This window comes from Streptomyces sp. VNUA24, assembly GCF_029167005.1.
In the GTDB taxonomy this organism is placed as follows: Bacteria; Actinomycetota; Actinomycetes; order Streptomycetales; family Streptomycetaceae; genus Streptomyces; species Streptomyces scabiei.
In genome coordinates, this window is the sequence record NZ_CP119143.1 from 2,565,213 (window position 1) to 2,589,903 (window position 24,691).

24 protein-coding genes and 1 tRNA gene are annotated in these 24,691 nt (G+C 73.3%); 8 read left to right on the forward strand and 17 right to left on the reverse strand.

Annotated elements, in window-relative coordinates; all coding sequences use genetic code 11:
• Positions 1 to 36: 36 nt before the first annotated feature.
• The 5 genes from PYR72_RS10700 to PYR72_RS10720 all read right to left on the reverse strand — a co-directional run bounded on the left by PYR72_RS10700 (position 37) and on the right by PYR72_RS10720 (position 5,931).
• Complete coding sequence (locus PYR72_RS10700) at positions 37 to 822, reverse strand: amino acid ABC transporter ATP-binding protein (protein ID WP_275455100.1); 786 nt, start codon at positions 820 to 822, stop codon at positions 37 to 39.
• Positions 819 to 1,805 (reverse strand): amino acid ABC transporter permease, encoded by a 987-nt coding sequence (locus PYR72_RS10705; protein ID WP_275455101.1) that lies wholly within the window; start codon positions 1,803 to 1,805, stop codon positions 819 to 821. Before PYR72_RS10705 ends, PYR72_RS10700 begins: the two co-directional genes overlap by 4 nt.
• A 421-nt stretch (positions 1,806 to 2,226) precedes the next feature.
• The gene (locus PYR72_RS10710; RefSeq protein WP_275455102.1) at positions 2,227 to 3,141 is read right to left on the reverse strand and encodes a glutathione S-transferase C-terminal domain-containing protein; all 915 of its coding nucleotides are present in this window, start codon (positions 3,139 to 3,141) and stop codon (positions 2,227 to 2,229) included.
• A gap of 450 nt (positions 3,142 to 3,591) precedes the next feature.
• A complete protein-coding gene (locus PYR72_RS10715) occupies positions 3,592 to 4,059 on the reverse strand; it encodes a potassium channel family protein (protein WP_275455103.1) in 468 nt (155 codons plus the stop codon).
• 3 nt (positions 4,060 to 4,062) lie between these two features.
• Positions 4,063 to 5,931 carry a glycoside hydrolase family 15 protein gene (locus tag PYR72_RS10720; RefSeq protein ID WP_275455104.1) on the reverse strand — a complete coding sequence of 623 codons (1,869 nt, stop codon included), beginning with the start codon at positions 5,929 to 5,931 and terminating at the stop codon, positions 4,063 to 4,065.
• 336 nt (positions 5,932 to 6,267) lie between these two features.
• Between PYR72_RS10720 and PYR72_RS10725 the strand changes: the two genes are divergently transcribed.
• From PYR72_RS10725 to PYR72_RS10760, 8 genes are all read left to right on the forward strand, one after another.
• The gene (locus PYR72_RS10725) at positions 6,268 to 6,567 is read left to right on the forward strand and encodes a hypothetical protein (RefSeq protein WP_275455105.1); all 300 of its coding nucleotides are present in this window, start codon (positions 6,268 to 6,270) and stop codon (positions 6,565 to 6,567) included.
• A gap of 120 nt (positions 6,568 to 6,687) precedes the next feature.
• Positions 6,688 to 7,854, forward strand: a complete 1,167-nt coding sequence (locus PYR72_RS10730; protein WP_275455106.1) for an FAD-binding oxidoreductase — start codon at positions 6,688 to 6,690, stop codon at positions 7,852 to 7,854.
• Positions 7,851 to 8,150, forward strand: a complete 300-nt coding sequence (locus tag PYR72_RS10735; protein WP_275455107.1) for a (2Fe-2S)-binding protein — start codon at positions 7,851 to 7,853, stop codon at positions 8,148 to 8,150. The genes PYR72_RS10730 and PYR72_RS10735 overlap by 4 nt, the downstream gene beginning before the upstream one ends.
• On the forward strand, positions 8,140 to 9,588 hold the full coding sequence (locus PYR72_RS10740) for an NAD(P)/FAD-dependent oxidoreductase (RefSeq protein ID WP_275455108.1): 1,449 nt from the start codon (positions 8,140 to 8,142) through the stop codon (positions 9,586 to 9,588). Before PYR72_RS10735 ends, PYR72_RS10740 begins: the two co-directional genes overlap by 11 nt.
• Positions 9,589 to 9,676: 88 nt before the next feature.
• Positions 9,677 to 10,573, forward strand: a complete 897-nt coding sequence (locus PYR72_RS10745; protein ID WP_275455109.1) for a dihydrodipicolinate synthase family protein — start codon at positions 9,677 to 9,679, stop codon at positions 10,571 to 10,573.
• A 25-nt stretch (positions 10,574 to 10,598) separates the two neighbouring features.
• Positions 10,599 to 11,600, forward strand: coding sequence for a proline racemase family protein (locus tag PYR72_RS10750; protein ID WP_275455110.1), 1,002 nt, complete (start codon positions 10,599 to 10,601; stop codon positions 11,598 to 11,600).
• Positions 11,601 to 11,643: 43 nt separating this feature from the next.
• Positions 11,644 to 12,354: a GntR family transcriptional regulator gene (locus tag PYR72_RS10755; RefSeq protein WP_275460378.1), complete on the forward strand. Its 711-nt coding sequence runs from the start codon at positions 11,644 to 11,646 to the stop codon at positions 12,352 to 12,354.
• 109 nt (positions 12,355 to 12,463) lie between these two features.
• The gene (locus tag PYR72_RS10760) at positions 12,464 to 12,991 is read left to right on the forward strand and encodes an NUDIX hydrolase family protein (protein WP_041668920.1); all 528 of its coding nucleotides are present in this window, start codon (positions 12,464 to 12,466) and stop codon (positions 12,989 to 12,991) included.
• A gap of 13 nt (positions 12,992 to 13,004) precedes the next feature.
• Here the strand turns inward: PYR72_RS10760 and PYR72_RS10765 are convergent, their stop codons facing one another.
• The 12 genes from PYR72_RS10765 to PYR72_RS10820 form a co-directional block, all read right to left on the reverse strand.
• Positions 13,005 to 14,465 carry a tetratricopeptide repeat protein gene (locus tag PYR72_RS10765; RefSeq protein WP_275455111.1) on the reverse strand — a complete coding sequence of 487 codons (1,461 nt, stop codon included), beginning with the start codon at positions 14,463 to 14,465 and terminating at the stop codon, positions 13,005 to 13,007.
• Positions 14,466 to 14,696: 231 nt separating this feature from the next.
• Positions 14,697 to 14,770 (reverse strand) — tRNA-Pro (locus tag PYR72_RS10770).
• A gap of 175 nt (positions 14,771 to 14,945) precedes the next feature.
• Entirely contained in the window at positions 14,946 to 15,305 is a 360-nt protein-coding gene (locus PYR72_RS10775) for an MmcQ/YjbR family DNA-binding protein (RefSeq protein ID WP_275455112.1), read from the reverse strand.
• 41 nt (positions 15,306 to 15,346) lie between these two features.
• Complete coding sequence (locus PYR72_RS10780) at positions 15,347 to 16,246, reverse strand: LysR family transcriptional regulator (protein WP_275455113.1); 900 nt, start codon at positions 16,244 to 16,246, stop codon at positions 15,347 to 15,349.
• A 71-nt stretch (positions 16,247 to 16,317) separates the two neighbouring features.
• Positions 16,318 to 17,517: a glycine C-acetyltransferase gene (locus tag PYR72_RS10785; RefSeq protein WP_275455114.1), complete on the reverse strand. Its 1,200-nt coding sequence runs from the start codon at positions 17,515 to 17,517 to the stop codon at positions 16,318 to 16,320.
• Positions 17,518 to 17,591: 74 nt separating this feature from the next.
• Positions 17,592 to 18,620, reverse strand: coding sequence for an L-threonine 3-dehydrogenase (tdh, locus tag PYR72_RS10790; RefSeq protein ID WP_275455115.1), 1,029 nt, complete (start codon positions 18,618 to 18,620; stop codon positions 17,592 to 17,594).
• A 196-nt stretch (positions 18,621 to 18,816) separates the two neighbouring features.
• Positions 18,817 to 19,374, reverse strand: a complete 558-nt coding sequence (locus PYR72_RS10795) for a GAF domain-containing protein (protein WP_275455116.1) — start codon at positions 19,372 to 19,374, stop codon at positions 18,817 to 18,819.
• Positions 19,371 to 19,970, reverse strand: coding sequence for an ATP/GTP-binding protein (locus PYR72_RS10800; RefSeq protein ID WP_275455117.1), 600 nt, complete (start codon positions 19,968 to 19,970; stop codon positions 19,371 to 19,373). Before PYR72_RS10800 ends, PYR72_RS10795 begins: the two co-directional genes overlap by 4 nt.
• Positions 19,948 to 20,319, reverse strand: a complete 372-nt coding sequence (locus PYR72_RS10805) for a DUF742 domain-containing protein (RefSeq protein ID WP_012999161.1) — start codon at positions 20,317 to 20,319, stop codon at positions 19,948 to 19,950. Before PYR72_RS10805 ends, PYR72_RS10800 begins: the two co-directional genes overlap by 23 nt.
• A gap of 2 nt (positions 20,320 to 20,321) precedes the next feature.
• Complete coding sequence (locus PYR72_RS10810; protein ID WP_275455118.1) at positions 20,322 to 20,753, reverse strand: roadblock/LC7 domain-containing protein; 432 nt, start codon at positions 20,751 to 20,753, stop codon at positions 20,322 to 20,324.
• An 80-nt stretch (positions 20,754 to 20,833) separates the two neighbouring features.
• A complete protein-coding gene (locus tag PYR72_RS10815; protein ID WP_275455119.1) occupies positions 20,834 to 22,975 on the reverse strand; it encodes an ATP-binding protein in 2,142 nt (713 codons plus the stop codon).
• Between the two features lie 390 nt (positions 22,976 to 23,365).
• A complete protein-coding gene (locus PYR72_RS10820) occupies positions 23,366 to 24,544 on the reverse strand; it encodes an MBL fold metallo-hydrolase (RefSeq protein WP_275455120.1) in 1,179 nt (392 codons plus the stop codon).
• Between the last annotated feature and the right edge of the window lie 147 nt (positions 24,545 to 24,691).

The window sequence follows — 24,691 nt, forward strand, 5'->3', positions numbered from 1 at the left end:
TGGGGCCGGCGGGTCGCCGCCGGGAGCGCGCGGCGCTCAGAGGACTCTGCTGAGGAAGTCCTTGGTCCGTTCGTGCTTCGGCTTGTCCAGGACCTCGGAGGGCGGGCCCTGTTCGACGATCCGCCCGTCGTCGATGAAGACGACCCGGTCGGCGATCTCGCGGGCGAAGCCGATCTCATGGGTGACGATCACCAGCGTGGTGCCGCCGCGCGCCAGGTCCTTGATGACGGCCAGCACCTCGCCGACGAGTTCGGGGTCGAGGGCGGAGGTCGGCTCGTCGAAGAGGATGACGCCGGGGCGCAGGGCGAGGGCGCGGGCGATCGCCACGCGCTGCTGCTGTCCGCCGGACAACTGCCGCGGATAGGCGTCCGCCTTGTCGGCGAGGCCGACCCGGTCCAGGAGTTCGCGGGCGAGGTCGTCCGCCTGCGCCCTGCCGAGCTTCCCCGTGGCCACGGGGGCCGCGGCCACGTTCTCCAGCACGGTCAGGTGCGGGAAGAGGTTGAAGTTCTGGAAGACGAAGCCGATCCGGCCGCGCTGGGCGAGGATCGCCCGCTCGCTCAGCTCCTTGAGGCGGTCGCCGTGCCGGCGTACGCCGATCAGCTCGCCGTTGACGCTGACATGGCCGATCTCGGGCTTCTCCAGGTGGTTGATGACCCGGAGTAGCGTGGACTTGCCGGAGCCGGACGGGCCGAGGATCACGGTGACCTCGCCCGGTCGTACGGTCAGGTCGACGCCGTTGAGCACCCGGTGGGTGCCGTACCACTTGTGCACGTCGTGCACCTCGACGGTGGCGGCCGCCTGATCGAGCGTCCCGGCGGTCATACGGCGGCCTCCTTGCGGATGCGGGCGCGGAGGTCGGTGACCCCGGTCCGCAGCTTCTGCAGCGGGGTCGGCGGCAGGGTGCGGGTGGCGCCCCGCGCGTAGTACCGCTCGACGTAGAACTGGATGACGGAGACGACGCTGGTGAGGATGAGGTACCAGACGGTGGACACCAGCAGCAGCGGCACGATGTCGCCGGGGTAGGTGGACCCCATGGCCTGCGCGGTGCCGAAGAGGTCGAGCAGCGACACGTAGAAGACCAGGCTCGTGCTCTTGATCAGGCCGATCAGCTGGTTGACGTAGTTCGGGGTGATCGAGCGCAGGGCCTGCGGGAAGACGATCCTGCGGAACTGGTAGCCCTTCGGCAGGCCGAGTGCGGAGGCCGCCTCGTGCTGCCCCTGGTCGACGGAGAGGATGCCGCCGCGGACGACCTCGGCGGCGTAGGCCGCCTCGTTGAGGCTGAGGCCGATGACGGCGACGGCCATGTCGGTGGCCAGGCGTGACTCGTCGAAGGTGAAGAACGCCGGGCCGAACGGGACGCCCAGGCTGAGCGTCTGGTACAGGGCGCTGAAGTTGTAGAGGAACAGCAGGACGACGATCAGCGGGATCGAGCGCAGGGCCCAGATGTAGACCCAGCTGACCGAGCGCAGGACCGGACTCTTCGACAGGCGGGCGAGGGCGAGGAGGACACCGCCGATCAGGCCCAGCACCGCGCTGTAGGCGGTGACTTCGAGGGTGATGAGCAGTCCGTCCAGGATCGTCGGCCGCAGGAACCAGTAGGCGAAGCGGTCCCACTGGTAGAAGGGGTTGGAGATCAGGCCGTGGACGAACTGGGCCGCGAGGACCAGGACCACCGCGGTGGCGATCCAGCGGCCGGGGCGGCGCAGCGGCAGTACCCGCTGGGCGGCGAGGTGCTTCGCCGGGGTGTCGGGGGCGGGGGGCGGCGCCTCGGTCAGGGACAGGGCGGTGCCTGGGGGTTCACTCATCAAGGGCTCCGGAAGAGTGTCGAAACCCCAGGCGACGCAGGCGACTTCGGCCGTACGGGCGGACGGGACCGCTCGACGTACACAGGGCACGGAAGACGCACGGATGCGCACGACACCGGGGCCGGCGGTGAGAGGCGGACCGCTGGTGCGGTGCCTCAGGGGTTCAGGAGAACCGTCAGCCTCGACGGGAGCACGGTGCCGGGCGGGCCGGACCGCGCGCTAGCGTGCGCTACAGAGTGCGCTGTTGACCCGGAGCAGATCGACGGCGCGGTCGGCGCAGAGCAGCACGCGGCCCTGGCGGCGCCATGCGGCCGTCCTGGGGGTTGCGTCCATGTCCGTCACCATCGTTCTTCCGGCCCGGGGGGCCTCGTGCTCGTCGGGTGTCCGTAAGTAACTCAGGCCCGGTACGCGGCTGTCAACGTCAGTCCAGCACATGGGACGCCTGTCCGTCTGCCGATACGCCCTGGTCCGGGACATGGGAGGCCCAGTCCAGGATCTGCACGGCCGCGCCGGCCGCCTCCAGGCCCCGACAGTGCGCGTGGTGGCGCAGGGCGATGCCGGCCAGGTCGAGGTGCGGCCCGAAGGCGGGGTGGGCGGTCAGGCGGCGCGCGTACGCCCACAGATGCGGGTGGTCGGCCACGCGGTGCACGGCGCCGGCGTCCAGGTGCCAGCGGTGCACGGTGTCCAGCCGCACCAGGGAGACCCACAACTCGACGTCGGCGACGGTGAGTTCCTCACCGAGGACGTACGCCTGCCGGGCGAGCCGGGCGTCCAGTGTCCGCAGGGTGCGCAGCAGGGAGCCCAGGGCGTCGCGGCGCTCCGTCTCGTCGGCGTCGGCACGGCCGGCGCGCTGGGCGGCGCCGTCCATGCCCTGCGCGCAGAGGCGGGCGACGCCCTCGATCTCGGCCTCCGCGCCCTCCGGGTACAGGACCGCGCGGCCGCCGCCGAAGCGCCGGGCGAGGTCGCGCATGATGTCGGGGGCGTGGGTGCTGACGATGCGTCCGGACCAGTCGTCGCTGAGCACCGGCGCCACGGCCGCTCCGGGGTAGCGGTGCGCGCTCGCCTCGTACAGCGGGCGCAGCGCGGAGTGCTCGCCGTCCGGGCCGTCGGGGACGGCGGGCAGCAGGGTCACGGGGCAGACGTCCGCCAGCCCGAGGAGGCTGTGGACGACCGCGATGCGCAGGGCGCCCGGACAGGACAGCGACAGGTGGAGCCGGTAGCGGCGCGGCACGGCGTAGTGACCGCTCCGGGCGTCACAGCCGATCCGGCCCCGGAAGACCGGCAGGGGCCGCGGCGACGGGACGGCGTTCAGGGCATGGACGGGCATGGCGGACATGTGTCTCCCCGGGGTTCTCGGGCGCGGCCGGACGAGCGCGTGGTGACGCGGCGGCACGGTTCGCGGTGTGGCGGTGTGGCGGTGGTGACGCGCGTACACGGACACGCGAGCGGCGGGGCGGGGCCGCGTCGGCGGGCCCGGACGGGTTCGGGTGGGCCCGGACGGGCTCGGGCGGGCTCGGGCGGGCTCGGGCGGGTCAGCCGAGGCCGCGGCGGCTTCTCGCGCTGCAGACGCGCAGCAGGTCGATGTGCCGGCGGGAGGTCAGCAGAAGGCGCTGCCGGCGTGCGCGCGGTACACGAGTGACCACCGGCTCCAGGCGCCCCATCATTCCCTACCCGTTCACTAGGAAATACCCCACCTGGAGTGTCGAGGCGGTCGCGGCGCACGTCAAGAGGGTGCCCGCGATATGGTCACGGCGTCCGAGGGGTGGACCTCCCTGGGCGGCGCCGGTCACTCGCCGCCCCTCCTCGCGCCGAGCAGCCGTTCCAGCCGGTCGAACCGCTCGTGCAGGGCGTGCACGGTCTCGTCGCCCCACTCATGTGCCCTGTGGGCGAGTTGACGCCGCTTCTGCTCCCGGCCCACGAACCAGGCGGCGATGGCGGCGGTGACCATGCCGTACGTGGTGATGCCGACGACCATGACGACCGCGCCGACGATCCGGCCCCAGAAGGTCACCGGGTAGAAGTCGCCGTACCCGACGGTCGTGGCCGTCTCGACGGACCACCACAGGGCCTTCGGGTACGAGGTCAGATTGGCGCGGGGCGCGCCGTGCTCGGCGACGGTGACCGCCCAGGAGCCGAGGAGCATCACCACCGCGAGCACGACGGTGGCCCCGCCCGCCGCACGCAGATGGAGGGGGCGGCCCCCCTCGCGGCCGAGCAGTAGCTCCACGGCCCTGGTGAGGAACCCGGGCAGCACCTCTCACCCCTCCTTCTCGGCGGGCGGCGCCTTCGGGTTCTCCCGGCGGGCGTGCGGGGCGTGACGGTCCAGCTCGTAGGCCACCCGGATCAGCGGGACGTGGGTGAACGCCTGCGGGAAGTTGCCCAGTTGGCGGCGGGCCCGGGGGTCGTACTCCTCGGCGAGCAGGCCGACGTCGTTGCGCAGGCCCAGGAGCCGCTCGTACAGCGCACGGGCCTCGTCCTCGCGGCCGATCAGCAGCAGCGCGTCCGCGAGCCAGAAGGAGCAGGCGAGGAAGGCGCCCTCACCGCCGCTGAGGCCGTCCGGCGAGTCGGCGGCGCCCGCGGAGTAGCGTGCCACCAGCCCGTCCGTGAGCAGTTCGCGCTGGACGGCCTCGATGGTGCCGATCACCCGGGGATCGTCCGGCGGCAGGAACCCGGTCTGCGGGATCTGCAGCAGCGCGGCGTCGAGTTCGCGGGAACCGTACGACTGGGTGAAGGTGCCCCGGACCGGGTCGAAGCCCTTCTCGCAGACCTCGCGGTGGATACGGTCCCGCACCGCCCGCCACCTGTCCAACGGACCGGGCCGGGAGTGCGCCTCGGCCAGCCGGACCGCCCGGTCGAAGGCGACCCAGCACATCACCTTGGAGTGGGTGTAGTGGCGGGGGGCACCGCGCATCTCCCACAGCCCCTGGTCGGGCTCGGACCAGGCCCGTTCCAGGTGTTCCAGGAAGACCGCCTGGAGGGAGACCAGGTGCTGGCGCGGGCGCAGTCCGCAGCCGATGGCCAGATGGATGGCCTCCATCACCTCGCCGGGTACGTCGAGCTGCCGCTGCCCGGCGGCCGCGTTGCCGATCCGCACCGGGCGCGAGCCCTCGTACCCCGGCAGCCAGTCGGCCTCCCACTCGGTGAGCCGTCGCTCCCCCGCGATGCCGTACATGATCTGCACGTCCTCGGGCCGCCCGGCCACCGCCCGCTCCAGCCAGGCCCGCCACGCGTCCGCCTCCGCCTTGAAGCCGCTGCGCAGCAACGCCTCCAGCGTCATCCCCGCGTCCCGCAGCCAGCAGAAGCGGTAGTCCCAGTTGCGCACGCCGCCGATCTCCTCGGGCAGGGAGGTGGTGGGGGCGGCGACGATGCCGCCGGTCGGCTGGTACGTCAGGGCCTTGAGCGTGATCAGGGAGCGGGCGACGGCGTCCCGGTACGGCCCGTCGTACGTCAGCCTGCGCAGCCAGCGCCGCCAGTACGCCTCCGTGCCGGCCAGCGCCTCGAACGCGTCCACCTCCGGCGGCGCGGGCAGATGGGAGGGGTGCCAGGTCAGCACGAAGGGCACCTTCTCGCCCGCCGAGACCGGGAAGACGGCGGTGTGGGCGGTGCCGTGGGCGACCGGCCGGACGGGCGTGCGCAGCCACACCGACTCGGGCCCCGCGGTGCCCGTCAGATGTCCGTCACGCCGGCGCATCCAGGGCACAACCCCGCCGTAGTCGAACCGGAGCCGCAGGTCCATGCGCATGTCGACGGTGCCGGAGAGGCCCTCGACGACGCGGACGACGCTGGGGGCGCCGGTCTTGCGGCACGGCATGAAGTCGACGACCCGGACCCGGCCGCCGGCCGTCTCCCATTCCGTCTCCAGGACGAGCGTGTCGTTGCGGTAGCGGCGGCGGGCGCGGGGGCCGCTCTCGTCCGCCGGCGCGATGCGCCAGCGCCCGTTGTCCTCGTCGCCGAGGAGGGCGGCGAAGCACGCGGGTGAGTCGAAGCGCGGGAGACAGAGCCAGTCGACGCTGCCGTCCTTGCCGACGAGGGCGGCGGAGAGGAGATCGCCGATGAGGGCGTAGTCCTCGATACGGCTGGGCCCGGTGCGGGGGTCGACGCGGGGGCCGGGGGCGGGGTCTGGCATGGGGTCAGTGTCGGGGGGCCGGGGGTCCGGGGCATGCGGGGCGGGGCGTTCGAGGTGCCTTCGTGGCGTCGTGTCCTCTCGTCGTCGGGGTGGCCGGGCGGCCGACGGCACGCGCCCGTGCGGGGGAGGACTGGCCCGGAGCCGATCCGGTACTCGGCCGGACGGGTGACCGCGGGTGGTGTCCGGGAGCGTCGGTGCGCGGTTCTTCATCTTCCGGACGGCCGACGGCCACACCACGGCAGGGACCGCTCTCCGGCGCGGTCGGAGGCTGCTGGGCACGCCGTGGTTCCGCGCGGGACGACGGCCCGGTGAACGGCTCACGGAAAGGACCGGCTCTTGAACGACTCGCAGACGCCCCCGGCGATTCCCCCGGCCGAGCGGATCCGCATCCTCGCGGGCATCCTCTCCGGAAGGCTCACGGTGCGGGACGCCGCACACCACCACGGCCTGCCGGTGCGGGTCGTCGAGCGGTGGCTGAAGGAGATCCCCGTGGCCGCACCGAGGGACGGCACGGCAAGGACGGGACGGCCGACGCGGGCGGCCGACGACGGGACCGCCCCGGCCCTGACGGGCTCGCGCCCGCTCCCCCGCTGCCGGATCGTCGTGGACGAGATGGTGCAGGGGCTCGGACTCTGACGCTGCTTCCGGTCGGCCGGGGGCGTACGCCTCCCTGCCACGCTGGGACGGCGTCGTCGTCGGCGGCCGATCGGCGGTGGCGGCCTTCCAAGGGGCGGCGCCATGTGACATAGTACTGACGTGACCGAGCGACTGACCTGCGACGTCGTGGTTGTCGGAGCGGGAATGGTGGGCGCGGCCTGCGCCCTGTACGCGGCCCGGGCGGGCCTGGATGTCGTCGTGGTGGACCGCGGCCCGGTGGGCGGCGGCACGACCGGCGCCGGTGAGGGCAACATCCTGGTCTCCGACAAGGAGCCCGGCCCGGAACTCGAACTCGCCCTGCTGTCCCACCGTCTGTGGGCGGAGCTGGCCGCCGAGCCGGAGCTGGGAAAGACGTTCGAGTACGAGGCGAAGGGCGGACTCGTCGTCGCCTCCGCCACGGCGGGACTCTCCGCGCTGGAGCGGTTCGCCGCCGGGCAGCGGGCCGCGGGAGTGGAGGCGGTGTCCGTCCCGGCGGACCGGCTCCCCGATCTGGAACCGCGGCTGGCGCCCGGTCTCGCGGGCGGTGTGCACTATCCGCAGGACGCCCAGGTCATGCCCACCCTGGCCGCCGCCCGGCTCCTGCGAGCCTCCGGCGCCCGGCTGCTGATCGGCCGGACCGTGACCGAGGTGCCGCGCTCGCCGGACGGCGCCGTGCGCGGCGTGCGGACCGACCGGGGCGACGTCCACGCCCCGGCGGTCGTCAACGCGGCCGGGACCTGGGGCGGGGACCTGGCCGCGCTCGCCGGGGTCACCCTCCCCGTCCTGCCCCGGCGCGGCTTCGTGATCGTCACCGAACCCCTGCCGCCGTGGGTGCGGCACAAGGTGTACGCCGCCGACTACGTGGCCGACGTGGCCAGCGACTCGGCGGCGCTGCAGACCTCCCCGGTCGTCGAGGGCACGGCCGCGGGCCCCGTGCTGATCGGCGCGAGCCGCGAACGGGTCGGCTTCGACCGGTCGTTCTCCCTGCCCGCGGTCCGCGCGCTCGCGGCGGGCGCGACCCGATTGTTCCCGTTCCTGGAAGAGGTGCGCGCGATGCGGACGTACACGGGCTTCCGGCCCTACATGCCGGACCATCTGCCCGCGATCGGGCCGGACCCCCGGGCCCCGGGCCTGTTCCACGCGTGCGGCCACGAGGGCGCCGGGATCGGGCTCGCCACCGGGACCGGACGGCTGATCGCCCAGGTGCTCGGCGGCGGACCGCCCGAACTGGACCTCGGCCCGTTCCGCCCGGACCGGTTCGAGGCGTACGAGGGGGAGGCGGCGTGAACCCGCTGGAACTGGCGGGGGCCACGCCCGGCCCCGCCTTCACCGTCACGCTGGACGGACGTGCCGTGGAGGCCCTGCCCGGGCAGACGGTCGGGGCGGCGCTCCGGGCCGCCGGGGTCACGTCCTGGCGCACCACCCGGGGCGCGGGCCGCCCCCGGGGCCTCTTCTGCGGCATCGGCGTGTGCTTCGACTGCCTGGTGACCGTCAACGGCCGCCCCAATCAACGGGCCTGCCTGGTCCCGGTCCGGCCGGGCGACACGATCACCACGCAGGAGGGGACGGGCCATGAGCACTGAGCCGGCATCCCCCCGGCTGGCGGTCGTCGGCGCCGGTCCCGCGGGCCTCGCCGCGGCTCTGGCGGCGGCCGGAGCGGGCGTACGGGTGACGGTGGTCGACGCCGCCGAGGCACCCGGCGGCCAGTTCTACCGGCAGCCCGCGGCCGGGCTCGGCGCCCGGCGTCCGCGGGCGCTGCACCACCAGTGGCGCACCTGGCGGAGGCTGAGCGAGGGCCTCGACCGGCAGATCGCCGCCGGGCGCGTCACCCATCTCCCGGACCACCACGTGTGGTACGTGGAGCGGCGCCCCGACGGCCCTCGGCCCTTCACCGTCCACGCCCTGCTCGGCCCCGCCCAGGAGCGGCCCGTCGAGGTGCGCGCGGACGCCGTCCTCCTCGCGACCGGCGGCTACGAGAAGGTGCTGCCCTTCCCCGGCTGGACGCTGCCCGGTGTGGTCACCGCCGGAGGCGCGCAGGCCATGCTCAAGGGCTCCCTCGTGGCGCCCGGCCGTACGGCGGTCGTCGCGGGGACCGGGCCGCTGCTGCTGCCGGTGGCGACCGGGCTCGCGGCGGCGGGCGTCACGGTGGCCGCGCTGGTGGAGTCGGCGGACCCGAGGGCGCTGGCACGGCGGACCGGAGCGCTGGCGGGCCGGCCGGACAAGCTCGTCGAAGGGGCCGGGTACGCGGTGGAGTTGCTGCGCCGCCGGGTGCGGACCCTCGTGCGGCACACGGTCGTCGAGGCGCACGGCGGCGACCGGCTGGAGGCGGTGACCGTCGCCGCGCTCGACGCCGAGGGGCGGGTCCGGCCCGGCACCGAGCGGCGCATCCCCTGCGACACCCTGGCCGTCGGGCACGGCATGCTGGCGCACACCGACCTCGCCGGGACGCTCGGCTGCCGCCTCGATCCCGACGGAACGCGCGTCCGGGCCGACGACGAGCAGCGCACCGACGTGCCGGGTGTCTGGGCGGCGGGCGAGACCACCGGGATCGGTGGCGCGGCCCTCTCCCTGGCCGAGGGTCATATCGCCGGGCGGTCGGCCGCCGCCCGGCTCCTGGGCCGGGTGCCGGACCCCGGCGCGTGGGCGGAGGCCGCCGGGTCCCGTGACCGGCTGCGGAAGTTCTTCGCGGTGCTGGACACGGTGTACGTCCCTCCGGCGCGCTGGGCCGAGCGGGTCACGGACGCCACGGTCGTCTGCCGCTGCGAGGAGGTCACCGCCGGGGCGGTCCGTGAGGCCGTCGGGGAGCTGGGCGCGGGGGACGTACGGACGGTCAAGCTGCTGACCCGTGCCGGGATGGGCTGGTGCCAGGGCCGGATGTGCGGGCCCGCGGTGGCCGGGATCGCCGGCTGCCCGCAGACCGCGGCCCGGCTGCCGCTCGCGCGCCCGGTCCCGCTGGGCGTGCTGGCCCGCGCGGGGCGCACCCCCGAGGAGGACCACGACGGCACCCCCTCAGCCCCTTGAGCCCCCTGGTCCACCGGCACCCCCGGCCACGGCGGTCACTTCGGACCGTCCTCAGTACCATGTCACACTCCACGGAGAGGGAAATCCCATGACCACCACCGAGAACCGTCCCTGGCGCGGTGTCCTCGTCGCCACCGCGCTCCCCCTGCGCGACGATCTCTCCGTCGACCTCGACGCCTACGCGGAGCACTGCGCGTGGCTGGTGGAGAACGGCTGTGACGGCGTCGTGCCCAACGGTTCGCTCGGCGAGTACCAGGTGCTGACGCCGGAGGAGCGGATCAAGGTCGTCGAGACGGCCGTGGCCGCGATCGGCGGCGCGCGCGTGATGCCGGGCGTCGCCGCGTACGGCTCCGCCGAGTCCCGGCGCTGGGCCGAGCAGGCGCGGGACGCGGGCTGCGCGTCGGTGATGCTGCTGCCGCCGAACGCGTACCGCGCCGACGAGCGGTCGGTGCTCGCGCACTACGCGGAGGTCGCGAAGGCGGGCCTGCCGGTCGTGGCGTACAACAACCCGATCGACACCAAGGTCGACCTCGTCCCCGAACTGCTCGCCAAGCTGCACGGCGAGGGGTACATCCGGGCCGTCAAGGAGTTCTCCGGCGATGTCCGGCGGGCCTACCAGCTGGCCGAACTGGCCCCGGAACTGGACCTGTTGATCGGCGCGGACGACGTGCTGCTGGAGCTGGCCCTCGCGGGAGCCAAGGGCTGGGTCGCGGGATACCCGAACGCCCTGCCGGCCGCGACGGTGGAGCTGTACCACGCGGCGGTGGACGGCGACCTCGCGACGGCCAAGGGGCTGTACGAGCAGCTGCACCCGCTGCTGCGCTGGGACTCCAAGGTCGAGTTCGTCCAGGCCATCAAGTTGTCGATGGACATCGTGGGCCGCCCCGGCGGACGCTGCCGCCCGCCCCGGGTGGAGCTGCTGCCGGAGCAGGAGGCCGTGATCCGGGCGGCCACCGAGAAGGCCGTCGCCGCGGGCCTCGCGTAACCACGGCGGAAAGGAGGACCCGGACATGCGCAGCAGACTCGTCCTGCACGCCGTCGACTCGCACACCGAGGGCATGCCCACCCGGGTGATCACCGGCGGGATCGGCACGATTCCCGGCGCCACCATGAACGAACGACGGCTGTGGTTCCGTGAACACCGCGACGACGTCAAGCAGTTGCTGATGAACGAGCCGCGCGGCCACGCGGCGATGAGCGGGGCGATCCTGCAGCCACCCACCCGGCCCGACTGCGACTACGGCGTCGTCTACATCGAGGTCTCCGGCTATCTGCCCATGTGCGGCCACGGCACCATCGGCGTGGCGACCGTGCTCGTGGAGACCGGCATGGTCGAGGTCGTCGAGCCGGTCACCACCATCCGGCTGGACACCCCGGCGGGGCTCGTCGTCGCCGAGGTCGCGGTGGAGGACGGCGCGGCGAAGGCGGTCACCCTGCGGAACGTGCCGTCGTTCTCCGCCGGCCTCGACCGCGAGATCACGCTCGCCGACGGACGGACGGTGACCTACGACCTCGCGTACGGCGGCAACTTCTACGCCATCCTGCCGCTGGAGCGGTTCGGCCTGCCCTTCGACCGCGCCCGCAAGGACGACATCCTGCGCGCCGGGCTCGCCCTGATGGACGCCGTCAACGCCGAGGAGGAGCCCGTCCACCCGGAGGACCCGTCGATCCGCGGTCTCCACCACGTCCACCTGTACGCCCCCGGGGCGACCGCCCGGCACTCGCGCCACGCGATGGCCATCCACCCCGGCTGGTTCGACCGCTCCCCCTGCGGCACGGGCACCAGCGCGCGCATGGCCCAGCTGCACGCGCGCGGCGAACTGCCCCTGCACACCGAGTTCGTGAACGAGTCGTTCATCGGCACCCGGTTCACGGGGCGGCTGCTCGGCGAGACCGAGGTGGCGGGCGTCCCGGCCGTACTGCCCAGCTTCACCGGCCGCGCCTGGGTGACCGGCACGGCCCAGTACCTGCTCGACCCGTCCGACCCGTTCCCCTCCGGATTCGTCCTCTAGGATTCCGGGACTTCAGGACTCCAGGAGAGACCGCATGCCCCCCATGGCCTCGCAGCGCACCGGCGCCCCGTCCGCCGCTGCCGCCGCTCCCCCGGCCCCGGCCCTGCCGGTGCTCGGCGGCAAGAAGAGCAGCTACCGCGAGCGGGTCGCCGACGCGCTGCGGGCCGCGCTGATCGCCGGTGAGCTGCGGCCGGGCGAGGTGTACTCCGCGCCCGCGCTCGCCGCCCGCTTCGGTGTCTCGGCGACGCCGGTGCGGGAGGCCATGCTGGATCTGGCCAAGGAGGGCCTGGTCGACACCGTGCCCAACAAGGGGTTCCGGGTCACCGTCGTCACCGAGAGACAGCTCGACGAGTACACCCATGTCCGGTCGCTCGTCGAGATCCCGACCACCGTCGGCCTGGCCCGGACCGCCGACCCGGTCTCCCTGGAGGCGCTGCGGCCCGCCGCGCGGGAGATCGTCGCCGCCGCGGCCGCCGGGGACCTCATCGCCTACGTCGAGGCCGACACCCGCTTCCACCTCGGTCTGCTCGCCCTCGCGGGCAATGCGCACCTCGTCGAGGTGGTCGGTGACCTGCGCAAACGCGCCCGCCTCTACGGTCTGACCGCGCTCGCGGAGTCCGGCCGTCTGCTCTCCTCCGCGCAGGAGCACCTGGAGCTCCTCGACGCTCTCCTCGACCGTGACGAGGCCGCCGTGCGCGCGGTGATGACCCGCCACCTCGGACATGTGCGCGGAATGTGGGCCGCCCAGGACTGATCGGCCTCGGCGCGCATGCCAGGGGAGGGACCCGGGCATCAGTGACAGGTGTGATCGGAGCGACGCGCGCACCGACTGACGTTGAAAGTATGATCGGCCAATGTCTGACATGACCGAAACCACGCCGGGCTGGCTGCCGTCCGACGAGCTCGAATCGGCACGCGCCCGGATGCCGATCCTGTACGTCGAGGCCGTGCCCGTGCGCGTCGACGACAGCGGCGAAGTCACCAGTATCGGGCTGCTGCTGCGCATCGGCCCGGACGGGACGGTCAGCCGCAATCTGGTCTCCGGCCGCGTGATGCACCACGAGCGGGTGCGCGACGCGCTCCTGCGGCACCTGGAGAAGGATCTCGGACCGGTCGCGCTGCCGCGTGTCCCGTCTGCGCTGCAGCCCTTCACCGTCGCCGAGTACTTCCCGACGCAGGGCATCACCCCGTTCCACGACCCGCGGCAGCACGCGGTGTCCCTCGCCTACATCGTCCCGGTCTCCGGCGACTGCCGGCCCCGGCAGGACGCCCTCGACCTGGTGTGGTTCAGCCCCCAGGAGGCGGCGTCGCCGTCCGTGCAGAACGAGATGCCCGGTGGCCAGGGAGTCCTGCTGAAGCAGGCCCTGGCGCACGTGGGCTGTCTGTCCTAGCCGCGGCGGGCGCTCAGGACCTGCCCCCGAGGTACGCCTGGTGCGGGTTGCCGCTCAGCATGCGCGCGGCGGGGGCCGCAAGGCCGGCCGCCGTGTCGCGGGCGACGGCGGCCCGGCCCGCCTCGCCGAGGGCGTCGGCGAGCCGGGCCCTGCCGAGCCAGTTGTAGGGGCTGTGGGGGCTCAGGCCCGCGCGTTCGCCGAGCAGCAGCCGCGCCAGGTCGTCCCGGCGGGCGCGCAGGGCCGCCTCCAGAAGGGTCCGCTGGATCGCGTCCCGCTGGGCGTGGCTGCCGCCGAAGGCGTGCAGCCGGCGGCGGACGGGCCGGAGCAGTTCCACCACCGCCGGGTAGTCCTCGCGGGCGAAGGCCACCAGCGCCTGGCACACGGGCAGGCCGATACCGCCGGTCATCACGCGGTTGGTGGGGCAGCTCCCCCCGTCGCGCCGCCCCCGCAGCCAGCGCGTGCGGTCGGCGACGAACGCGTCCGCCGTCTCCAGCCGTCCCGCTCCCACGAACGCCATGACGGCGTGCACGTCGTTGAAGGCGTAATACGGCGGGTCCTCGCGGGCGGCCCACGCGTCGGCCAGCGCCTGCCAGCGGGCGTGCTGGTCCGAGCCGTCCAGGTACAGCCGCCACAACAGCGAGGCGGCGTCGAGGAGTTCCAGCACGAACCCGGTCGAGTTCTCGTGGTGCAGTACGGCGTCGTAGATCCGCAGGGCCGTCGCCGTGTCGCCCGCCTCCAGCGCGTACAGGGCGTAGTGCCACCAGCTGTGCACCGTCAGCAGACTGCCGCTCGCCCAGTGGTCGAGACGGGCGTCCAGGAAACGGATGCCCTCGGCGAACCGCCCCTGCATCTCGTGCACGTGGGCGACGGCGTGCATGGCCCAGATGTCGTGGGCGTTCTGCTCGACGGCGGCGAGGCCCGCCTCCTGGGCGCGGCCGTAGTGCCCCGACTCCTCCAGGCCGAACGCGTACATGCCCAGCAGCGGCCCGCGGTGGGAGTCGTCCTCGTCCCACGCGGGCAGTGCCCCGCCGATCCGGTCCCGCAGTCGGGTGGCGTCACCGGTGAAGAAGTCGAGCTGGTGCCCCACGGCCAGCGCGAGCGGATCCCGGGGGCACTCCACGACCAGGTCCTCCAGGATCTGCGAGGCCCACAGCAGATCGCCCCCGAGCCAGGCCTCCGCCGCCTCCATGTGCATGCGTTCGCGCGGGGGCAGGGAGGTACGGTCCAGTCCGGCGCCGAAGTCGGCGAACCGGACGCGGGCCCGGGCCGCGTCACCGGGCTCGGTGCCCAGCACCCCGAGGTAGGCGGCGAACGCCTGGGCGAGCGGCGAGGCCGGACAGGCGGCCACCGCGGCCTTGACGGCGTCCGGGAAATCGGGCCGGAAGAACAGCAGCCCCTCCACGGCCCGGTCCAGGTGCTCCGCCGCCTCGGCGGTGCACTCGTGCAGGCGGTTGCCGTACCGGTCGGTCACCATGGCAGTTCAACTCCGGCGCGTGTCGGGTGTCGTCGGCTCGCGGTCCTCGACCCGTGACGGCACGGATCATCCCGCGCCCCCCATCCAAGCGACCGGCACGGCCCGCAGTCCACCGAGCACCCCCGACACCTCCCGAATCACCCCCGTGCGCCCGGCGTCGAGGTCGGCGGGCACACGAAAAAGGCCGCTCCGGATTGCTCCGAAACGACCCTGATCTGCGACTCCTTCGAGTCGGGACGACAGGATTTGAACCTGCGACCCCTTGACCCCCAGTCAAGTGCGCTACCAAGCTGCGCCACGTCCCGTTGCCCGCCTGACCTGGGGTTTCCCCTGGCCGAACGCGCACGCAAACAATACCGCACTCGGCCCGGTGGTCGCGCACCCGTTTTGTCGCGGCGCAACGCTCCGGCGCCCCCGGACCGGCGGCGGACGGGCCCGGGGGGCGCCGGCTCCGGCCCTCGGCGAAAGCGCCGGGCCGTGTCAGTCGGCCGCCGGGAGGCCCAACTCGGGGTGGGCGTCGAGCAGTCCGGCCGGGGCCGCCTGACGCCAGGAGTCGGCGACGATGTCACGCAGCTCCGGCTCGTCCTCCAGGGCGGAGAGCCGCACCCTCACCCAGGCGAAGCCCGCCTCGTGGTCGGCGATCCAGAACTTCCCGGGCTCGGCGAGAACCAGTTCGTCCCGCTCCTCCTTGGGGCAGCGCACGGCCATGGACGTCTCGTCCTCCGGCAGTGTCGCGAACATCTTTCCCGCCACCCGGAAGGTGGGCATGTTCCAGGCGACCTTCTCCGTGGTGTCGGGCAGGGAGAGGGCGGTACGTCGTACGTCTTCGGCATCCGGCATGAGTCGCACCGTAGCGGTCACCACTGACAGGCACACCTGTCTCACTCCGCCGCCTCTCCCAGCGCCTCCAGCACCGGCCGGATCAGCGGGTGACCCTCGGCGCCACGGCGTACGGCGGCGAAGACACGGCGCGTGGGGGCGACCCCGTCGACCGGGCGGACGACCACGCCCGTGAGGTCCGTGCCACGCAGCGCCGAGCGGGGCACGAGGGCGACGCCCGCGTCGGCGGAGGCGAGGGCGACGACGGCACGGAAGTCGTCGGAGGAGTGTTCGAGGCGGGGCTGGAAGCCGGCGTTCTCGCAGGCCAGGACCACGACGTCATGGCAGGGGTTGCCCGGGTAGGGGCCGATCCACGGATCCTTGGCCAGGTCGGCGAGCGGCACCTCGGCCGTGTCGGCGAGGCGGTGGCCGACGGGCACGACCGCGTCGAAGGGCTCGGCGTACAACGGGACGTGGGTGAGGCGGGGGTCGTCGGCGGCCGGGGCGCCCCGGTACTCGACGGCGACCGCGATGTCGACCTGCCGGTCCAGGACCATCGGCAGGCTCGCGTCGCCCTCGGCGTCCTGGACGCGCAGCCGGATGCCGGGTGCGGTCAGCGCGAGGCGGGCCAGCGCGGGTGCGACGACCTGGGCGATCCCGGTGGCGAAGGCGGCGACCGTGACGGTGCCGGCCGCGCCCGAGCTGTACGCGGCCAGTTCCGCCGCCGCCTGTTCCAGCTGGGCGAGGACCGCGTGGGTGTGGCCGAGCAGGATCTCGCCGGCCGGGGTGAGCCGGACGCCCTTCGCGCCGCGCTCGACGAGCCGGTGTCCCGTCTCCTGCTCCAGCGCCGTCAGCTGCTGGGAGACGGCGGACGGGGTGAGGTAGAGCGCGGCGGCAGCCGCGGTGACGGTGCGGTGGTCGGCCACCGCACGAAGGATGTGGAGCCGCCGCGCTTCGATCATGAGACCGATTCTCTCAAATGCGCGCTTTCCCCCTGAACCGGTCCGCCCGGCCCGCCGTCCCGGTCTCCGGCTCAGCCCTCCAGCTCGGCCCGCGCCGCCACGAAGGCGTCGACCGCGCGGTGGACGTCCGCCGCCGAGTGCGCGGCGGAGAGCTGGACCCGGATCCGGGCCTGGCCCTGCGGGACGACCGGGTAGGAGAAGCCGATCACGTAGACGCCGCGGTCCAGGAGCAGCTCGGCTAGGCGGCCCGCCTTCGAGGCGTCCCCGATCATGACGGGGGCGATGGGGTGGTCGCCGGGCAGGATGTCGAAGCCCTCCTCGGTCATCCGGCTCCGGAACAGCGCGGTGTTCTCGGCGAGGCGGACGCGCAGGTCGTCGGCCGACTCCAGGAGGTCGAGGACCTTCAGGGAGGCCGCCGCGATCACCGGGGCGAGCGTGTTCGAGAAGAGGTACGGGCGGGAGCGCTGGCGCAGCAGGGCGACGATCTCGGCGCGGGCGGCGACGTAACCGCCGGAGGCGCCGCCGAGGGCCTTGCCGAGGGTCCCGGTGATGATGTCGACGCGGTCCATGACGCCGTGCAGCTCGGGGGTGCCGCGGCCGCCGGGGCCGGTGAAGCCGACGGCGTGCGAGTCGTCGACCATGACCATGGCGTCGTGGCGGTCGGCGAGGTCGCAGATCTCGCGGAGCGGGGCCACGTAGCCGTCCATGGAGAACACGCCGTCGGTGACGATCAGCTTCCGGCGGGCGCCGCCCTCCGCGGCCTCCTTCAACTGCCGTTCCAGGTCGGCGAGATCCCGGTTGGCGTAGCGGAAGCGGCGGGCCTTGGAGAGGCGGATGCCGTCGATGATCGAGGCGTGGTTGAGGGCGTCGGAGATCACCGCGTCCTCGGGGCCGAGCAGGGTCTCGAAGACGCCGCCGTTGGCGTCGAAGCAGGAGGAGTAGAGGATCGTGTCCTCCTGGCCGAGGAACGCCGACAGCCGCGCCTCCAGCTCCTTGTGCACCTCCTGGGTGCCGCAGATGAAGCGGACGGAGGCCATGCCGTAGCCCCAGCGGTCGAGGGCCTCGTGGGCGGCGGCGATCACCTCGGGGTGGTCGGCGAGACCGAGGTAGTTGTTCGCGCAGAAGTTGAGCACCTCGCCGGGCCGGCCGCCGGCGGTGACGGCGACGGTCGCCGACTGCGGGGTGCCGATGACCCGCTCGGGCTTGTGCAGGCCGGCGGCGCGGATCTCGTCGAGGGTGGTGCGCAGGTCGTCGCGCACGGAGTCGAACATCAGGAGGCTCCTAGGGTGCGATGAAGAGCGAGTGAGCCGAAGAGGCGCGCCTGGGAGGCGAACCGAGCCGGGATTCAAACAGTCCAGTCGAGGATGACCTTGCCGCCCCGGCCGCTCGCCGCGTCGGCGAAGGCCGCCTCGAAGTCGCGGTGGCCGTAGCGGCCGGTGATCACGGGAGCGAGGTCGAGTCCGCCCTCCAGGAGGACCGACATCGCGTACCAGGTCTCGAACATCTCGCGGCCGTAGATGCCCTTGATCGTGATCATCGAGGTGACGATCCGGGCCCAGTCGACCGCGAACTCCTCGGTCGGCAGACCCAGTACGGCGATCTTCCCGCCGTGCGTCATGTTGGCGATCATGTCGCGCATGGCCTCGGGGCGTCCGGACATCTCCAGACCGACGTCGAAGCCCTCGCGCAGCCCCAGCTCCCGCTGTCCGTCGGCGATCCCCGCCCGCGACACGTTCAGCGCCAGGCTGACGCCCATCTTGCGGGCCAGGTCGAGACGTTCCTCGCTGACGTCGGTGATCACGACGTTGCGGGCGCCCGCGTGCCGGGCCACCGCCGCCGCCATCAGCCCGATGGGCCCGGCGCCGGTGATCAGGACGTCCTCGCCGACCAGAGGGAAGGACAGGGCGGTGTGCACGGCGTTGCCGAACGGGTCGAAGACGGCCGCGACGTCCAGGTCGACGGGGACGCGGTGCACCCAGACGTTGGTGGCGGGCAGCGCGACGTACTCGGCGAAGGCGCCGTCGCGGCCCACCCCGAGACCGACGGTGGCCCGGCACAGATGACGGCGGCCGGCGAGACAGTTGCGGCACTTGCCGCACACCAGATGGCCCTCGCCGCTGACCCGGTCGCCGACCTGGACCTCGGTGACGGCTCGGCCGGTGTCCACGACCTCGCCGACGAACTCGTGGCCGGCCACGAGCGGGGTGCGGATGGTCTGCCGGGCCCAGCCGTCCCAGGCCCGGATGTGCAGGTCGGTGCCGCAGATACCGGTCCGCAGGACCTTGATCAGTACGTCGCCGGGGCCGATCTCGGGCTCCGGGACGTCGACGAGCCACAGACCGGGCTCCGCCTTCTCCTTGACCAGCGCCTTCACGTCACGGCTCCTGGGGGTGCGCCCCGGCGCCGGGCATGACGAACAGGCCCGTACCGGGGAGAGGGTGGGATCGCCGATCAATCTGCCGTACCGCGGTGCCCCGGGTCCATCGAGGTTTTCTTAACCACCGCCGCAGCTTTCCTTCACACCCCGCCGGGCCCCGTCATCCGCCATGAAGTGCCGCCCCTTTTCCCGGTCACGGGTACGGCTCCCGCCCCTCGATCCGGGCGGCCAGTTCCGCGGCCATCGACTTGATGGTCTCCAGACCGGCCCTGCCCCACGGCCGCGGCTGGACGTCGAGGACGCAGACCGTGCCGAGGGCGATGCCCGAGCGGTCGAGCAGGGGGGCGCCGAGATAGGAGCGGACGCCGTGCTCGTCGACGACGGGGTTCCCGGCGAACCTCGGGTACTCCGTCACGTCTTCGAGGACGAGCCCTTTGCGGCGGACCACCACGTAGGGGCAGAAGCCGTGGTCACGGGCCGGACGCCGGTCCACCCCGAACAGGGAGGTGTCCGCCGTGGGCCGCGCCGACACATGCAGACCGGCGAAGAACTGCCGGTCCTCGTCGATGAAGTTGACCATCGCGTAGGGCACCGCGGCGACCTCGGCGAGCCGGTCCGCGAAGGCGTCGAAGGCCGGTTCGGCGTACGCCCCTAGCCCCAGGTCACGCAGCCGACGGACCCGTTCGGGAGCGTCGGGGTCCTCGGGCGTGAGCAGCAGCCGGCCGGCCGGACGCGGCGGGTCGTACGTCACGTGTGGGCTCCGTGGCTCGGGAGCTGTGCCGGTGTGTGGGCGAGGAGGTGCCGGACGAGGGTGAGCAGGGTCTGGACGCCCGAGCTGGAGATGCGCGCGTCGCAGCAGACAACGGGGATCTCCGGGTCGAGGTCGAGGGCGGCGCGCACCTCCTCGGCGTCGTAGCGGTAGGAACCGTCGAACTCGTTGATGGCGACGATGAAGCCGAGGCCGCGCTGCTCGAAGAAGTCGACGGCGGCGAAGCAGTCCTCCAGGCGGCGGGTGTCGGCGAGGATGACCGCGCCGAGGGCGCCCTCGGAGAGCTCGTCCCACATGAACCAGAACCGCTGCTGACCGGGCGTGCCGAAGAGATACAGCACATGCCGCGGATCGAGGGTGATGCGGCCGAAGTCCATCGCGACGGTCGTCTCGACCTTGTTCTCGATGCCGTCGAGATTGTCGGTGGCGGCGCTCACCGTGGTGAGCAGTTCCTCCGTGCTCAGCGGCGCGATCTCGCTCACCGCGCCGACGAAGGTCGTCTTGCCGACCCCGAACCCTCCCGCCACCAAGATCTTCAGTGCGGTGGGAAAGGGGTCAGAGCTGTCGTCGTAGTCCATCGAGCACTGCCTCCAGAAGAGACCGGTCTGTCGGGTTGTGGTGGAAAACCGGGGGCTTGGTGGTGAGGGCCCCGCAGTCGACGAGGTCGGACAGCAGCACCTTGGTGACCGCAGCCGGCAGCTTGAGGTGAGCGGCGACCTCGGCGACCGAGACGGGTGCCCGGCACAGGTCGAGTGCGGTCGCGTGCTCGGGGCCCAGATAGCCGAGGGGGGTCGCCCCGGTGGCCATCACCTGGGAGAGGAGATCGAGCGCGGTGGTCGGCCGGGTCCGGCCGTTGATGACGGTGAACGGGCGTACCAGACGCCCGGCGGCGTCGTCGTACAGAGGTCCGTCGCCGGACTCGGACACGTTCAAGGCCTCATCGCGGTGGGTTGGACGGCCTGACGCGGATGGGTGACCAGGTACGGGCGGACGCTCTTGACGAGCATCGCCATCTCGTAGCCGAGGACGGCGGCGTCGGTCTCGCGTCCGGCGAGGACGGCGAGGCAGGTGCCGGAGCCCGCGGTGGAGACGAAGAGCAGGGTCGAGTCCAGTTCGACGACGACCTGGCGGACGTCGCCGCCGTCGCCGAAGCGGACACCCGCGCTGCGTCCGAGGGAGTACAGGCCGGAGGCCAGGGCCGCCATGTGGTCGGCGCTGTCCGGATCGAGGCCGTGGACCGACTTCACGAGCCCGTCGCAGGAGAGCAGCACCGCGCTCCTGGTGTGCGGCACGCGCTGGACGAGGCCGCTCATCAGCCAGTCGAGATCGGATACCTGGCCGGTCGGCGCATCGCTCGCCATGGTGGATCGACTCCTTGGGGTGCGTTGGTCTGCGGGAGCGCAGGGGGTGCGGACCGTGGTGGGGGTGGTGAGGGGGCTGGTCATCCGGCCGGTGCGCTCCCGTCCTGCCGGGAGGTGCGGTCGTGTGCCGCGTCGAGGGCCGACGGCGGTACGGCTATGGGGGCGGCGCCCGCGGGGTGTCCGCCGAGCGGGTGTCCTCCCTGGGGCCGGGCGTGGGCCGGTGGGGCCGGGGAGCCGGTCGTCAGTTGTCCCGTGTCGATGCGGGCGGCGGCGTCGGGGGCGGGGGGTGCGAGGTCCGCGGCGGTCGTGTCCAGCGTGGAGGTGTCCCAGTCGGAGTTCTCCGTCCGACGGGCCTCGGCGAGCCCGATGCCGCGCTGGAAGGCGGCCATCAGCCCCGGGTCGTGGCCGACGTAGTGATCGGGGTCCCGCGAGGGCGTGGGCGCGGGGCCGCCGCGGAGCTGCGGCACGATGTGCTGCTGGGCGCGGCGGCGGGGCAGCTGGGGCTTGCCCATGGTCCCGCGTACGGCACCGCCGACGCGGGGGGTGGGGGGTGCCCCGGCGTTCTCGTCGACGGCCCGCCGGTCGTCGGGGCGGATGCCGGGGACCGCCTCGGCGGGGGTGGGCCGCTCGCCCCGGGCGCCCCGCACGGGCAACGGGACCGGACCGCCGGCGCCCCGGCCGGACGTCTGCTGACCGCCGGACCGTCCCGGACCCTGCTGCCGGGGCACGGAGGCACGCGCCGGGCCCGGGGCGGAGCGGTGGCCGGGCTCGGGGCGCGTGCCGGCCGGACGGGCGGGCGGCACGGGCGAGGGCCGGCCGGTGGCGGTGCGGTCCGGCTGATCGGCGGCCCGGCGGTCGGCGGCCGGACCGTCGGCCGGACCGGATCCCGACGACCGCTGGGCAGGGGCGGCCTGCACGTGGCGGGGCGTGTCGGGGTGGCGTACGGGGGTGCTCTGGCCGGTGGGGGGCTGGGGCTGCGCGTGGGTCTGGGGCCGGGTCTGCGGCAGGTCGCCCGGCTCGCTGCCGAGGAGGCCCTGCGGGACGACGAAGGCGGCCTGGACACCGCCGTAGATGTTGCTCTGCAGCCGGACCTGGATGCCGTGGCGGCGGGCCAGCTGGGAGACCACGAACAGGCCGATGCGGCCGTCCTGGAGAAGGCTGGCGACGTTGACCTGGTCGGGGTCGGCGAGCAGGGTGTTCATCCGGTCCTGCTCGGTGACGGGCATGCCGAGCCCCCGGTCCTCGACCTCGACGGCCAGTCCGGAGGTGACGAGGTTGGCGCGGAGCAGGACCTGGGTGTGCGGGGCGGAGAACACGGTGGCGTTCTCGACGAGTTCGGCGAGGAGGTGGATGACGTCGGCCACCGCGTGCCCGCGCAGGGTGCCGTCGACGGGGGGCACCAGCTTGACCCGGGAGTACTGCTCGACCTCGGCGATGGCGGAGCGCAGCACCTCGGTCATGGAGACGGGGTTGCTCCACTGGCGGCGGGAGACGGCGCCGCCGAGGACGGCGAGGTTCTCGGCGTGGCGGCGGATGCGGGTGGCGAGGTGGTCGACGTGGAAGAGGCCCTTGAGGAGGTCGGGGTCCTCGATCTCGTTCTCCAGGTCGTCCAGGATGGTGATCTCGCGCTGGACGAGCGACTGCAGCCGGCGGGCCAGGTTCACGAAGACTTCGAGCTTCTGTTCGCTGCCCGCGTGGCTGGAGAGCTGGGCGGCCTGGACGACGGCGGTGACGGCGCTGTCGTGGGCCCGGGTCAGATCGGCGGCGAGCAGTTCGAAGTCGTCGGCGTCCGGGGCGGGCTTGGCGTGCGGGCCGCGCGCGGGCGGCTGGTCGCCGCGCCGGAGCGCGTCGACGAGGGCGCGCAGGTCGTCCTCGCTCCGGCCGCTGACCTGCCGCAGGGCGTCGAGGCGGTCCCGGACGGAGCGGGCGGCGCGGCCGGCGGCCACGGCGCCGATCGCGATGCCGGCGAGGGCCACCGCGGCGGTTCCGGCGAGGACCGCCCACAGGGTGAGGCTGGGGCGGGCGCCGCCGGCACGGAAGGTGAAGAGGACGGCGGCACAGGCGCTGAGGGCGACCGCGGTGGGGGGCAGGACCGCGAGGCGCATCAGCTGTGGCCGTATGTGGATCTCGGGCAGCGAGGGGACGGCGCGGGTGGCCGATCGTCCGTGCCGCCCGCCCTCACGGCGGTCTGCGCGGGCGGCCGGTGCGCGAAGGTGAGACATCAGCGTCCTCGTACTGGTCCGTCTGGAGCGTGGGGGGATTGCCGCGTCCGGGCGACGTGGGCATCCGCCCTCGCGTGTCGGTCGCGAGAGTCGAAGAATTCAGCCCAGCGTCGTCCGACGGCAACTCACAGTAGTCGCCGATGCGTCATGTGCGGTGCGCAGTTGACAAAGACCTTCACAAAGCGTCCCGCTCTGGTATGAGGGCTCGTGCGACAGTCCGATTATTTTTCGGACGCGCGTTCCTCTCGCTTTCCTTTTGCGCGGGAATTCCGATCAGAGCCGTTCAGATCAGGTCACCGACAGACGTCGAGGGCCGGGGAGCGCATGGCTCCCCGGCCCTCGACATCGATCGAAAAATCACCCTGTCGGGAGAATTCCCGAGCGGATTTCTCAGCTTTCGGCCACCAGGTCCAGCCGGTCCCCCACGGGCGGCCAGGCGGCCCAGCCGCCGGCCGGCTGCCGGGCCACGGCACGCCACCACGGGTCCACCGGCGGGGTGTTCCGCGGCTCGAACGGCGCCCCCGGGCGCGGGGCGGCCATCGTGACCCCCGCGCCGTGCGTGGCCCACATCATCCGCTCGCCCGGCTCGGCCCAGGCGTGCATCGCCAGGTTGAACGTCGCCCAGTGGATCGGCATCATCACGCCGCCGGGCTCCCCGCCCTGCAGGTCGAGATGGGTCTGCAGCCCCTCTTCGGGAGTCATGTGGATGTCGGGCCAGAACTCGGAGTAGGCCCCGACCTGGATCATCGTGAGGTCGAACGGGCCGTGCTCGGCGCCGATGTCCGCGAAGCCGCCGAAGTACCCGGTGTCGCCGCTGTGATAGATCCGGTGCTCGTCACCGGCGACGACCCAGGAGGCCCACAGCGTGTGCTGGGTGTTGCGCAGGCCCCGGCCGCAGAAGTGCCGGGCGGGGGTGGCCGTCAGGGTGAGCCCGCCGACCTTCGTCGCCTCCTGCCAGTCCAGCTCGCGGATCCGGTCCGCGCCGACGCCCCAGTGCTCCAGATGGGCGCCGACACCGAGGGGTACGGCGAAGACGGTGTCCGTGCCCGCCAGCTCCTTGATCGAGGGCATGTCCAGGTGGTCGTAGTGGTCGTGCGAGATGACCACCACGTCGACCGGTCCGAGCGCGGCCAGCGGCACCGGCACGGGGTGCAGCCGCCGGGGCCCGGCGAAGGCGAAGGGGGAGCAGCGCTCGCCCCAGACGGGGTCGAAGAGCACCCGGTGCCCGTCGATCTCGGCGAGCACGCTCGAATGGCCCATCCATGTGATCCGCAGCCCGCTCGCCGGGGGCGAGGCCAGGTCGGCGAGGGTCGTGGCGTGCACGGGGATCGGCCCCGCGGGGGCCCGCCGCACCCGCTCGTCCTTGCGGAACCAGCTTTTCGCCATCTCCGCGGCGGCGCCGCCGGAGGGACGGATCTGGGCGCCCTCGGGATTCACGAAGACCCCGTTCGCGAAGTGCGGGGATCTGCGGATCCGCTCCATCCGGGCACCGCTCGGGTCCGCGCCGAAGGCCGCGGGCCGCGCTGCGCGCAGCCCCGAGCTGAGAGAACGGGATCCGGAACCGGACACGGCACCTCCTGGTGAATTCGCTCAGGCATCCCATTATGGGCTGCCTCGGTGGCAACGCCGGGTCCGACCCGAACCCGCGCGGTGCAATACTGACCAACTATTCAGTAGCTCGTTTTGTTCCCGCCGCCCGCATTCTTCGCCCGTTCC

Bases quoted from the DNA above. Each gene is read 5' to 3' on its own strand.
- PYR72_RS10700 (WP_275455100.1), bottom strand. From the start codon at position 822: ATGACCGCCGGGACGCTCGATCAGGCGGCCGCCACCGTCGAGGTGCAC.
- PYR72_RS10705 (WP_275455101.1), bottom strand. From the start codon at position 1,805: ATGAGTGAACCCCCAGGCACCGCCCTGTCCCTGACCGAGGCGCCGCCC.
- PYR72_RS10710 (WP_275455102.1), bottom strand. From the start codon at position 3,141: ATGTCCGCCATGCCCGTCCATGCCCTGAACGCCGTCCCGTCGCCGCGG.
- PYR72_RS10720 (WP_275455104.1), bottom strand. From the start codon at position 5,931: ATGCCAGACCCCGCCCCCGGCCCCCGCGTCGACCCCCGCACCGGGCCC.
- PYR72_RS10740 (WP_275455108.1), top strand. From the start codon at position 8,140: ATGAGCACTGAGCCGGCATCCCCCCGGCTGGCGGTCGTCGGCGCCGGT.
- PYR72_RS10745 (WP_275455109.1), top strand. From the start codon at position 9,677: ATGACCACCACCGAGAACCGTCCCTGGCGCGGTGTCCTCGTCGCCACC.
- PYR72_RS10750 (WP_275455110.1), top strand. From the start codon at position 10,599: ATGCGCAGCAGACTCGTCCTGCACGCCGTCGACTCGCACACCGAGGGC.
- PYR72_RS10755 (WP_275460378.1), top strand. From the start codon at position 11,644: ATGGCCTCGCAGCGCACCGGCGCCCCGTCCGCCGCTGCCGCCGCTCCC.
- PYR72_RS10760 (WP_041668920.1), top strand. From the start codon at position 12,464: ATGACCGAAACCACGCCGGGCTGGCTGCCGTCCGACGAGCTCGAATCG.
- PYR72_RS10765 (WP_275455111.1), bottom strand. From the start codon at position 14,465: ATGGTGACCGACCGGTACGGCAACCGCCTGCACGAGTGCACCGCCGAG.
- PYR72_RS10775 (WP_275455112.1), bottom strand. From the start codon at position 15,305: ATGCCGGATGCCGAAGACGTACGACGTACCGCCCTCTCCCTGCCCGAC.
- PYR72_RS10780 (WP_275455113.1), bottom strand. From the start codon at position 16,246: ATGATCGAAGCGCGGCGGCTCCACATCCTTCGTGCGGTGGCCGACCAC.
- PYR72_RS10785 (WP_275455114.1), bottom strand. From the start codon at position 17,517: ATGTTCGACTCCGTGCGCGACGACCTGCGCACCACCCTCGACGAGATC.
- PYR72_RS10800 (WP_275455117.1), bottom strand. From the start codon at position 19,970: ATGGACTACGACGACAGCTCTGACCCCTTTCCCACCGCACTGAAGATC.
- PYR72_RS10810 (WP_275455118.1), bottom strand. From the start codon at position 20,753: ATGGCGAGCGATGCGCCGACCGGCCAGGTATCCGATCTCGACTGGCTG.
- PYR72_RS10815 (WP_275455119.1), bottom strand. From the start codon at position 22,975: ATGTCTCACCTTCGCGCACCGGCCGCCCGCGCAGACCGCCGTGAGGGC.